The following is a 12723-nucleotide window of genomic DNA, read 5'->3' on the forward strand; positions in this document are numbered from 1 at the left end:
GCTAATGGCTAGTCTGCGCTGACCCGTAGGCCAGCGCAGTTTGTTTTAGAGACCTAAACGGATATTGAAACCAAGCGAACGGGTACCAGGCTGCTGACCGTTCTCACCAAACCGTTGCGACAATTCAGACGGATCGATGTTACGGTTCGTCGCGTAAATCAACCAAGGGTTACGAGCTACAACTGCCAGGTTAATGCTTTGCACGAACTTGTTGGCCTTGATGGGCAGACGGTAACCAATGCTTACTTCACGCAGTTTAACATAAGAAGCGTCAAATACTGACTTATCGATGATTGAGTTGTTACCAAACTGGTGGTAGTAATCGTAAGCGGCAACATACGTATCAACGGCTTCTCCGTTTGCATTTACCCCTTTTACATGCACACCACCACCCTGAGCTACGTCGTCACGAACATTCTTTCCTTTGTCGTTGGTAGCCGCTGTTTCAGCGTATAGACCCGAGTAAGTTCCCCAGAAGTTCGACAACGAGAAATATTTACCACCTTTCTGGTAATCGATGCTGAAGGCAAGGGTTAGATCCTTGTAGCGCAGGTTGTTCACGAAACCACCCGTAAACGAAGGCAGAACAGAGCCGAAATACTGGTTCGTAGCAAACTGATACGTACCATCTGCATTCACCACAGGCTGACCATCTTTGTAAACGATACCATTACCACGCAACTGCCCCCAACGGTTATTACCACCATTATCAACACCTGTCGAGTGAATGATATACGCAAAGTTAAACGCATCGTTTGTGCTATACGATTGAGCCGTCTGGCCAAACGGCGTAGCCGACGTTGCCTGGATGGAATTTACACCCGGCGCCAGGCTGATGATACGTGATGTATTCACGGCAAAGTTCAGCGTCATGTCCCAGTTGAAATCCTTACCAACAACGGGTTTTCCGTCCAGCTGAAGTTCAATACCATCCCGCTCAATTCGACCAGCGTTAATTACCTTTTGCGTAAAACCACTGACCGACGTTACATCAACATTCAGAATTTCGTTGATCTTATTTTCGTGATAATACGTGAAGGCTAAACCAACGCGGCTTTTCAGGAACCGTAAATCAACACCTGCTTCGTAGGCTGACGATAACGATGGAATAATTCCAGCGTTCGGCAACAAGTTAGGCGTTGTCATCAAGCTGTTGGTACCGTTGTACTTGGCCTGATCGACAGCGTAGTTCAACGAAAGCTGGTACGGGTTCAAATCGGAACCAACCTGCGCCCAGCTACCCCGCAATTTACCAAATGATAGAAAGGGCAGAGACTCACGAGTAAGTTCAGAGAACACAAAGCTGCCGCCTACCGATGGGTAGAAATAGGAGTTGTTGTTAGCGGGTAGCGCGGAACTCCAGTCGTTACGGCCCGTTACTTCCAGATACACCAAACTACGCCATCCCAACGAAGCCCGTCCATATACACTACGGACCGTTTTGCGATACCGGTTATTGGTTTGCGTAAATGCCTGCAACGAGTTACCAATCGTAAACAGATCAGGTACGAACAATCCGCCGTTTGTTGACAGCGTAACCGTCGTAAACGTATTGTCCCGAATATTTCCCCCTACGTTAGCGCTTAAATCAAAATCGCCAAAGCGGTTGTCATAAGTAGTCAAGAACTCGTAGTTATCTTCCCGGTCAAGCGTCTGACCTGTTTGATAGGTAGCCTTCTGACCCGTTTGAGCACCACTGGTTTCAATGATTGTCGGCGTTTTGTTCTCATTATTCGAGTTACGCTGATTTCGGCGTAACCAGCCCTGAGCCCGGAAATGGTCGTTGAACTTATAGGTCAAGTTCACATCACCAAACAAACGATCTCGGTTAGCTACGTTGTTGATATTGTCCTGATAAGAGTACCAGTTGTACCAATAGTTGCCCTTGTTGAACGTAGTCGAGTTAAAATTGGTCGTAGACGTTGGATTTGTATGGTTCCAGCTAGCCAGTGCTCCAATAGGCGTTCTGAGGTCACGTAGCTCCTTGATGATGCCCATGTCCAGATCACGATGGAACCACTGGTTGAAGGAACCAGCTCCTGAATAGTTACCGTATCCGTCGTTGAAGTCACCCTGTAGACGCTCCGTTGTAAAGTTCAGGTTGACACCTGCTGTCAAGTGTTGCCCTAAATCGAACGTGCTTGATGCGGTGATGTAGTTACGTCTTAACGCGGTGTTTGGTATCACCCCCGTCTGATCAAGATTCGTATACGACAAGCGCAGGTTATAGCCTGTGCCACCACCTCTCAGGCTAATGCTGTTATTAAATGTTCTACCCGTATTGTAGTACTGACGAACGTTGTTGGGCTGAGCCGTATAGTTCGCTGTCTTGAACGAGTATGGGCTATTAGGATACCACGCGTACCAGGGGATGTATTCGCCACCATCAATGCGTGGCCCCCAGGATGCATCATCTGAATAATCATGGTACCGCTTTCCGTCAAGTGCCTTCCACTCTACTGGGTTACCCGAAGCCCAGGTGTAGGTACGCCATTCGGGCTCGCCACCGCCACCGTATTCATTTTGGTATTTCGGGATGATGTTAACCTGCTCAAACGTCGTTGTACTGTTGATGTCAACCCCGATTCCCTTACGATTCAGCCCTTTCTTGGTTGTAATGACAATAACCCCTGCGTCGCCACGCTGGCCGTACAGTGCCGTTGCGTTCGGTCCTTTGAGAACGGATACATTCTCAATATCATCCGAGTTGATGTCCAACGATCCAGGTGTACCACTATCGCTTGATAATGGTGTACCATCGATTACATACAATGGGTTTTTATCGACCAATGAAGCCGCTCCGCGAATACGAACGACCGCTCCTGATCCAAGCTTTGCACCTGCCTGGCTAAGCACCTGTAAACCTGCCACTTTACCGGCTAACGCATTACCCGCATCGGGCTGACGAGTAACAGTCAGGTTTTCGGCATTGACCTGCTGAGTGGCAAACGAAATTGACTTGGCATCCCGCTTAATGCCCAGCGCTGTTACCACCACTTCCTGGAGTTGGGCGGCATCAGATACCATACTTACGTTGATAGTAGACTGATTGCCTACTTTAACCTCTTGTGTGATGAAGCCGATGAAGCTGAAAACCAGCGTCGACCCCGCTGGTGCATTGAGTTGATAATCACCGCTTGCGTTTGTGCTGGTTCCGCGCGATGTTCCTTTGATGGCAACGTTTACACCAGGTAGCTGAGAGCCATCTTCTGTTGACGTAACCTTACCGGTGACAGCTATGTCCTGAGCCAGCAACGGTAAACTGAGAAAGCACAGCATGAGCTGTGCAATTAGAAGTTTTCTCATAAAGTGAAATAGTCTAGGTTAATATTGAGTTTACACAGAAACCCGTATCAAAATTGTACAAAAATTATCACACAACAAAATTTTGCGCTGCATTTATTCCACAGAATAAAATCTATGGCATAACCGCTTCTTTACTACATTTCTTCATTGATTTGCTAATATTCTGATAATCAATTCTTAATATTCACATTAAAAATAGATTAAAAATAAGGATCTCAGTAACCATTTGTAGTACAATAAATAATTCTGATATTTAAATGCTATTAATTCTTTCGCCTTTTGTTTTTCCTGATTCCTGACGGAAATTGGATTAGTTATATTTACCTAATAGACCATAGGCAGTATGTACTAGCTACTATTGATAGCAATAGTTGACTACTTTATTAATCGGCGACGAAGCGTTTTCTATAAGCGTATAATAATGAAAAAGTGCCCTGGCAACAACCAATTTCAGTTATTGCCAGGGCACTTTTTGTGAATGCGTACTTTACAGTCGCTCTAGGAAACAGCTTCCTGCGAATTTGCTAGTTGCGGGGTAGCCGACCCAACCAATTCAGCCAATAATTCGTCGACGTTGACCGTAGCAAAGCTACTTGCATAATCAGACATGGCGTAAGGAATGATTAGTTCACGTCCGTTGATGAGTCCTCCGCAACTGTACACTACGTTCGGAACATACCCTTCTCGTTCGTTTTCGTCGGGACTTAATATAGGCTCGCTGGTCCGGCCAATGACTTTACTAGGATCGTTAAGGTCAAGCAGAAAAGCGCCTACGGCATACTTTCGCATTGGACCAACGCCGTGACTGAGCACCAACCATCCGGCTTCGGTTTCAATTGGCGATCCGCAGTTACCCAACTGAACGTACTCCCAATTGTACGTCGGTTTTAAGATCAGCTCTTTTGTCTGCCAAAAATACAGGTCGTCGGAATACATCAGATAAATGTTCTCGCCATCCTGCCGGGAAATCATGGCGTACTTCCCTCCTATCTTACGAGGGAACAAAGCCATCCCCTTGTTTGACACCTCCGCTCCGTTTAACGTGCTGATGCTAAAATGGGTGAAGTCTTTGGTTTCCAGCAATTGAGGGAAAGTCACTCGTCCATTGTAAGCGGTATAAGTAGCGTAGTACGTTACTTCACCATCATCGTCTGTAAACCGGACGAAACGAGCATCTTCAATCCCATTGGTTTCGTTGGGTGAAGTAGGGAAGATACAGCGCTCATCCAAACTCTGATCTTCCTCAAAATGAATTTCGTAGTTCGATTTCGCCAGAGCCAGCAAACCACTGGCAATGGTTTCATACTCGGCGTTGTAGCGATACTGGGCCGTAACCCGCTTCACCTGGCTTTCGAGTTCAGAAAGACTAAACTCGTCACCAAGCCCTGCCATCATTTTTTCCTGAATACTATTTTCGAGTCGTAACTCATATAGCTTTCGTTCGAACTGGGCGCGGTTGAACCGGTGGTTGGATACAATTTCGGGCGACGTAACATACCGGGAAGGTTTGCGTAACACAATTTTACCTTCCTCGTCAATGTAACCCATTCGAAAGGATATTGACGAGACATGCCCTTCCCCGGTTGCCCGAAGACTTAGTATAAATCGCTTATAACCAGGTGGTACATTACTTTGATCCGGGTGCCAGATCATGGATGGGTTAAACAAAGCCGCTGATTCCAGCGAATACTCCATCGTGAAGTAAGCGCCCAACAGTAGTTTGCGCTCAAGAGTCAATGGCTCATCGGTCAGCAACTGGGGCTTGATCTGTTCGAACCGCTGTAATAAAAAACGTTCCAGTTTGTAATGCCGTCCGCCAAATTCCCGGATTACTTCGTCCAGTTTTTGGGCGGCTTCGTCATCGGTCATACTGCCTACGCGGGCGATAATTTTTAAGGTGCGGGTCGTACTGCCCAAATCGAACGCGCGAAACAAAACACGGGTAGGATCGGGCCGAAGCACAATGCCGGTACGGGTGGCTTTTATACTCATGTATTTTAAGTTACTGAATAGCAAAATCGTTGAACAATTGAATTTAGGCTATTTTGCTTAAATCCAATTATTCAACGATCCAATTAATCAATATTATCCGTTGACCAGTGATGAAATAGTTACGTCAACTGATTTTGTGGCTATACGTCTTTTCTGAGTGTTGTATAAGTCCGCCAAAGCCAGCAGGTACGACAGCGTCGATTCCGCACCCTGGTTCTGATTCACACGGTCGATGTGCAATCCATCACGGCAACCGCCGGTCTGCTGATCATAAATCGGCAGTCCCAAATCGTTCAAACCGGTGAACCACTTGAAGATCCGGATGGCAGTCCGATGCCATTGGTCGTCGCCGGTTAGTTCAAAAGCTGCCAGACAGGCGGCAACAGTACTTTGCGCTTCCAGTGGCTGCTGGTCGAAGTAAGCACGGGTCTGCCCTTTTGTATAAAATCCGTTAGAACCAATTGGTTGAAAATGTCCCCGTTCTGAAGTTTGTAGGTTGGTCAGCCAGCGCAACGAACGCAAGCCTATCTCTACTAGCCGTTCTTCGCCGGAGCGGATCATCACATGAGCAAGTACTGCGTTGTCGTAGGATAATGTATTTTCAAACCAAGGCCAGTCTGGCGTTGCCGTTTCGGTATACCGGAATGCCAGTTTATCAAGCAATTGCCGCTGAATTTTCTTGGCCAAACGGTCATCATTAAAACATTTCTGATACTCGTAGATACCCAGTAAGGCAAAGGCCCAAGCTCTCGGCGAAGTCATCTCAGCGATACTGGGAAGCACTTTTTCCATCAGACTCATTGCCCAGGTGATCGTGTTTCGGTCCGTTGACCGGCCAATACACACGCCCAGCGCCCATATGGTCCGCCCTGTACTATCGTCAGAGCCTACATCCTCCAGCCAGCGACGGTCGTAGCTCATGAAGTTGCGGAACCGCCGGTGATCTTCCGTGTAGGCGTGATTCAAGAACGCGCAGTAATTGTCAGCCGCCTGACTTAATGTACGGTCGCCTAAGCCCGCTTCCTGAACCATGATGGACAAGATAAGTGCCCGCGCGTTGTCGTCGGTGCAATAACCTTCTTCGTAGTATGGCAAATGATAACGGGCGTGCTGAACAATACCGGTCGAGTCGGTCAAGCGGAATAAGTGATCAAGCCGAAGTGTCGGAAGTTTGAAGGCAGCACTACCGTTCCCACCCATATCGTATGGCGTCTGGTTATTGATAGTGCTCATACGCTCCTGACGAGCTTGGGCAAACGATCTAGCATACTCCTGAATAGCCCTCTCCCAGATCATGTCACGACCCATCATGTAAGCCTTTTTCCGCATGGCATGACGAGCTGGTTCGTCTGCAAGCAAATTAATGATCTGGTCGGCAATTGCTTCCGAGTCGCCGAAAGGCACAAGCGTACCCCGCCCCTCCGCCAGCAACTCCTCTGCATGCCAGTAGGGAGTCGATACAACCGCTTTGCCACAGCCAAAGGCGTACGATAGCGTTCCAGACGTTATCTGAGCCGGATTCAGATAGGGTGTAATGTAAATATCGGCTGCGCCAAGGTATTCTAGAAGATCGTCCAGTTCGACAAATTCATTGTAGAAACGAACGTTCTCGCTAACGCCACAGTCTTCGGCCAACTTTACCAGACTATCTCGATACGCTTCCCCTTCGTGGCGGATCAGGTGTGGATGCGTCGCACCGAGTACCATGTACACTACGTTCGGGAACCGCTCTACAATCCGTGGCAGAGCGCGGATTACATTTTCGAGACCCTTATTTGGCGACAATAAGCCAAAAGTAAGTAACGTCTGTTTTCCTTCCATACCGAAACGATCCTTGTAGAAATGAGGATCGACAAACGGCATATCGGGAATACCATGCGGCACCAGATCTATTTTTTCTTCCGGTACTTCGTAAATATTAATCAGAAAATCGCGGCCTTTCTCTGACATGCAGATTACTCGCGACGAGAGGTCCGCAATACTCTTAAGAACTAGTAACTGTTCTTCATTCGGATTTTTAAGAATGGTATGGAATGTTGTCACAACAGGCATTGTGAGGTTCCGGAGCAATGTCAATATGTAACTACCAGCTGGACCGCCAAAAATTCCGTACTCATGTTGCAAGCAAACCACTTCTGTATCCTTCGAATTTAAGAATTCGGCGGCTTTACGATACGCTTCCTGATCATGCTGATAGAAATCGTAGCGAACCTCGCTTGGGTAATCATACCCATCAAGCGTATCATTCACGGAAACAACCATCGCCCGCGAATCGGGAATGAATGTATTATACGATTTGTATAAATCAGATGTAAACGTAGCAATACCACACTGACGAGGAAGATAATCGCCAATGAATGCTACATTTTTAGGATTGTGCGCCCATATCGTTGAGTCGTTTCTATGCGTTGTCATAGCCGTTAGGAATGTCATTAAGACCGGATTGTAAACTTAGAAAGTCTACTCAGCTTACAGTCTGTGTTTTTAGTAAAATAGACTTATGTAGGCTTTTGTTTAACTCTTCCAGACTTTTTTGACTTTACAGAACGCAGATGCTGCTTGCAAAGAAATATTACACCATAAAATATAATTTTTACAACACCGACTTACTAATTAATATGAATTCATGAAGAGGGTTTATTACTTAAATTGTTCACTACCTCTACTGTTAATTACTCTGCCATTTTCTGTAGCAACGCTCATCAGTTAGACTTTTGCTTTCGGCTCAAAGCCTAGTTGATGAGCGTTGCTTTATGTCGGAGTTATGAACGGGGTGCTAACTTTATATAGGCAGGTTGTATTGACTCGTATTTACCTGTGTAGCCAAGATGAGGCTGGAATTCATAGTACGTCAATTCAATATCTTCAATTTCGGTAAAGCGAAAGATCTGCCAACGCTCGTCATTCTCCTTATACAATGTTGGAATGACATCCCGGCAAAAACCGTATAAGCTTGGCACCTGCGTTTCTTTATGCAGGCCCGCCATATAAGGTTCAATCGTTCGCCATATGCTATTGTGCTTGATTTGAATAACCCGTTGGTCTGTTATAGCGATACCGATAAGTTTGAGAAAATCGTTTTGTATCTGTGGATTCATGGTTTGGGTGGTTAGTAGTTTCAAAAAATACACGTTGAAATACTCACTATTGTAATTCAACCCTATACCATATAATATGCCAAACCTGCTGATACCCAACGATTTTTTCCTTTTTTATTTCACCATATTACCAAATTAAACATATGATTAATTCATTCAATCAACCAATTAAAGTCGCTGTGTCAACTGGTAACATGTGCTCTTTGATCATTCTATTTTAGCAACTTTACCGATGTAACTGAATTTACATTATTTGTATAATAATTTTTTAATTGTTAAAGACATACATTAAATATAGAGCAAAATTTTGCGAAGTGTCCTCTTATCTAATTTCGTGCTAAACCTGTCTACAATCCCTTAAAAACAATTATATGTGCAGCTATTTTTATCAAAATCCATCTATTGGTAACACTCGATAAGCATTATAACCTGTTACCTTATACGCCTGATGAATAACTTGTTTCATCAGGCGTATATGTATAGATCCTGCCCAAAGCTCACTTTCTGGGAAGTCGGCGCTTAAGGTTCAATCTTTCCAGACACCAAAATTCGTCTTTAGGAAAGTGGTTGTATTGGCAATGTAATTGTCAAATTCAACAATAGCCGCATAGCAATAGCACTCGGTCGCTTACTAGGAAAGTTTACCTGAGCCCCGGCCTAGCCTTCGACTTCTTCGGCTTCAAAATAGCGCTCTGCCAGCTTAACAACCATATCCGGCCGCAACGGCTTGTGCAGAAAATCGACGATAGCATTATCAGACAAAGCGCGTTGGTGGTCATCCGGATTCAGCGAAGTAGTTAGCATAACCACAATAACCTTGGCTTTGTAGGCCTTGTCCAGCTTGTGATACAATTCCATGAAATCCCAGCCTGTCAGACCAGGCATATTGATATCGAGGAAAATGATGCCTGGTCTGGGTATGTGATGGGTTCCTTCGTAATCACCGGAGACCGTCAAAAACGCCAGAGCTTCTTCAACGTTGGTTATTGCTTTAACATTTACTCCTATATCCGCCCTTTCTACCGCCTTCGACTGAGCCAGGTTAATGAACCGGTCATCGTCAACGAGGAGCACACAATCAAGATTCTTAAATTTTTTCATGCTAGCTAATTAGTGTGACTGAAGATCGACGTTCGGAATGGTAAAAAAGAACGTACTTCCCTCGCCAGGTTTCGACTCAACCGTTATTTCTCCGCCGTGCATTTCTACAATTTTTTTGCAGTGAGCCAGTCCGATACCATTGCCATCGTAGGTATCCCGACCATGCAGACGACGGAAGATTAAAAATATTTTATCCTTGAAGGCGGGATTGATCCCGATACCGTTGTCACGTACAGCAAACTTCCAGAAGCGATCAGCTCTTTCGGCTGAAATACTGATTTGAGGAGCGGTGTCTAGTTTTCTAAACTTAATGGCATTACCAATCAAGTTTTGAAATAACTGCCGTAACTCAACAGGATAGGCGGCAAGGGTAGGTAAATCAGCACATTGAATTTCAGCGCCGGACAAGGCGATGTTAGTCGCCAGATCTTTCACGAGTGTACCGACCAGTTGGTGACAATCAACTGTTGACAGGTATTTCTCTTTACCTAACCGCGCGTAATCCAACAAGCCCTTTATCAGATCGCGCATACGCTCAGTGCTCTGATTGATGACATCGAGGTACATCGCTGCCGTTTCGTCAAGTTGCGGGGCGTATTCATGTTGCAACAACTCGACGAAATTATTAACGTTAAGAAGCGGCTCCTGCAAATCGTGCGAAGCGATATAGACAAACTGTTCCAGCTCCTTATTGCGCGTCTCCAGTTCCTGTAGATGCTTTTTGATCGTTCTTTCGGACTGCGTACGCTCGGTTAGATCACGTGTGATTTTAGCAAATCCAGTAACCTCTCCGCTTTCGTCGTGAACCGCCGTTATGGTGATATCTCCCCAAAATCTACTTCCGTCTTTGCGAATTCTCCACCCTTCATGACAAGCGCTACCAGTAGTCGACGCTTCATTCAGTAGACGGGTAGGCAGATCTAACTGGCGATCTGTGTCGGAGTAAAATGTTCTAAAATTCTTACCTATGATTTCCCCAGCAAGATATCCTTTGATTTTCTCAGCTCCTTTATTCCACGTTTCAACGTTTCCCTCCTTGTCCAGCAGAATAATAGCGTGATCTTCTATTTCTTCCACCATTCTTAATAATCGGAGTTGGGGCACGCTAATAGTCATATATGTTAGTCTTTAGCTGAGAGTACATTTACTTATCTGTCATCTACTTCTATACCGTTGAGAAATAAATGTAAATCAAATGTACCCACTAATGAATAATTTCTCATATCTAAAAATACTTATTTACCCACGGGTACACTGACTAACATACAGGTAAGCTCTACTATGTATAGCTTTTTTATCGAGTAGGTCACAGGCTTGGCCTGCTGTATAGACTGATGTAAGCACAAACCATCCGTTTGTGATTGAAACTGCTAATACGACTCTACTGGGTTACTGATTGTCTGTCAGTTCGAAATAGCTTCGAATTGTATTTCAGCAATTAGCGTTAAGTCAGTGAAGAAGTGATGTGATATTTACAGACAATGCTATCTAAAGAGCACTACTAAGGGCTACTTACAAAAAAGGATACGATGAATGCTAAAACGCCCGGTCAAGATATCTTGGCCGGGCATTCTTGGTTCATTCAATCGCAGACAATCAGTAGACGCCGTTGCTGTCCGAGACGACTTTCTTAATTAAAAATTGGATAAAGCGCACTTTCCTTGCAGGCTACCATATAAAACTTTACCAATAACATATTGTTTAGCCTATCTTAATTTATGTAAACTTATTTACTAAGAGGTATAAATTGGACATGTGAATGAGAACAGAACGTACTCATACCGATTAGTAAATGATTCTTCAAAAACCACAAATACAGTGTTACTTTTAACGTACTAATAATTGGATAAAGCGTATTGCACTTAGGCAAGCTCTACTTTGCGGGGCTTGCTTACTTATTACAGCCTGTCACAACGAACTTTACATATATACGTTCGGTTAGGATTCTTAGATCTTGACTACACAAAAAAAGCCTGACTCGAACTAAGTCAGGCTTTTTCTATTGTACATCTGATAGTAGAAAACAAGCGATTCAACAAACAGAGTTGCGCATTTGAACCGTTGTCGGTTACGTAAGATAATCTACTAGCTTGGCTTGTTCAGTGCTTCTTTCCATTCCTGCTGTAGTTCGCTTAAACAAGATCCTGACACTTGTTTAGCTAAGTCATGATTCAGTTGGACTAACCCATTATTCACAGGACACTTGGTGTCCAATTGACTAATCAACCGGATAAGCTGTAACTGCTCATCTGGATCGATTAGATGAATGAATTTTGCCGCATAACTGAATGCATAGCGTTCTAATGCGTTACTTAATGAGAGCATAATATCTCTTACAACTTATCAGAGTAAACAATCTGACTACATAACGAAATAGAGAATCATTAAGTTACTTAATAATACCTAATATTAACAAATTTCATTCTCAATAACTCTAAAGATTAAGCCGCTTTTTAATGTCGAGGCACCATTGAAGTACGGTTTGTGTATCCTCAATTATCATCAGTGCTTGCTGGGCAATGCTTGTTTCTTCTTCGGTAGTCACCAAATCCTTTCTCAACTCGTCTAATCCGGAAACGATTTTATTTTTAAGTTGAACAAGCTCGATCAGTTGGACCCTATTCTCATCATCTACTAAATCACTACGAGAATGAAAATCTGTCTGCTCGTCAATAGCTTTTTGTAGTAATGTGTTCCAATGACGAAGTTGATTGATGGCTTCCATCCAATCGCCAAGTACCCCTGAAAGGGGCTGACTGGTAGAGTAATCAGTAGCTTTGTTAATGCGCTTAGTCATTAAGTTTTTCCGGGTAGATAGTCTCTCTTCAACAAAAGATGTATTAATACTCACTCAATAGCAAATAACAACATCCATTACGGCAATTCATACAAGCTCACCTTGTAGTAAGGTACTTACGCTGATACCCGGATCAGGGATCTTTAGCTTAGTAATAATCTGTATAATTTTTCATATCTATCTGCTTACTGACTGCTAGTTAGCTCAGCTTTTATAGTATTTCATTGATTAAATATGCGCTCACTGGGCTCACTATTGGCGATCTCCTATTTGCTCGAACAAATACATAAACTTTATCGGGTAGCCCTTGGCCAATTTGATGAAGAGTCCAAGAATAGCCTTAGTTGAAAACTAGTCTTCCAAGTACCTCTGTTCATTGGGCAGAAGGGTGTAGAGACAAGTAAGCCCAAATGTATAGTGCTTGGACTT

Annotated in this window: 7 protein-coding genes; all 7 read right to left on the bottom strand. The window is 44.3% G+C overall.

All coding sequences use genetic code 11. The features are described from left to right. Nucleotides 1-45: 45 nt before the first annotated feature. On the bottom strand, nucleotides 46-3306 hold the full coding sequence (locus tag M0L20_RS02580; protein WP_248475500.1) for a SusC/RagA family TonB-linked outer membrane protein: 3261 nt from the start codon (nucleotides 3304-3306) through the stop codon (nucleotides 46-48). A gap of 498 nt (nucleotides 3307-3804) precedes the next feature. Further along, nucleotides 3805-5298, bottom strand: coding sequence for a glycoside hydrolase family 130 protein (locus tag M0L20_RS02585; RefSeq protein ID WP_232559262.1), 1494 nt, complete (start codon nucleotides 5296-5298; stop codon nucleotides 3805-3807). A 93-nt stretch (nucleotides 5299-5391) separates the two neighbouring features. Beyond that, on the bottom strand, nucleotides 5392-7713 hold the full coding sequence (locus M0L20_RS02590; RefSeq protein ID WP_248475501.1) for a glycosyltransferase family 4 protein: 2322 nt from the start codon (nucleotides 7711-7713) through the stop codon (nucleotides 5392-5394). Nucleotides 7714-8060: 347 nt separating this feature from the next. Then, nucleotides 8061-8396: a hypothetical protein gene (locus M0L20_RS02595; protein WP_232559264.1), complete on the bottom strand. Its 336-nt coding sequence runs from the start codon at nucleotides 8394-8396 to the stop codon at nucleotides 8061-8063. Between the two features lie 657 nt (nucleotides 8397-9053). Then, nucleotides 9054-9497, bottom strand: coding sequence for a response regulator (locus M0L20_RS02600; protein ID WP_232559265.1), 444 nt, complete (start codon nucleotides 9495-9497; stop codon nucleotides 9054-9056). 9 nt (nucleotides 9498-9506) lie between these two features. Beyond that, a complete protein-coding gene (locus tag M0L20_RS02605; RefSeq protein WP_248475502.1) occupies nucleotides 9507-10577 on the bottom strand; it encodes a sensor histidine kinase in 1071 nt (356 codons plus the stop codon). A gap of 1354 nt (nucleotides 10578-11931) precedes the next feature. Then, on the bottom strand, nucleotides 11932-12294 hold the full coding sequence (locus tag M0L20_RS02610; protein WP_232559267.1) for a hypothetical protein: 363 nt from the start codon (nucleotides 12292-12294) through the stop codon (nucleotides 11932-11934). Nucleotides 12295-12723 lie beyond the last annotated feature (429 nt).

It is taken from the genome of Spirosoma liriopis, from assembly GCF_023196085.1.
Taxonomy (GTDB): Bacteria; Bacteroidota; Bacteroidia; order Cytophagales; family Spirosomataceae; genus Spirosoma; species Spirosoma oryzicola.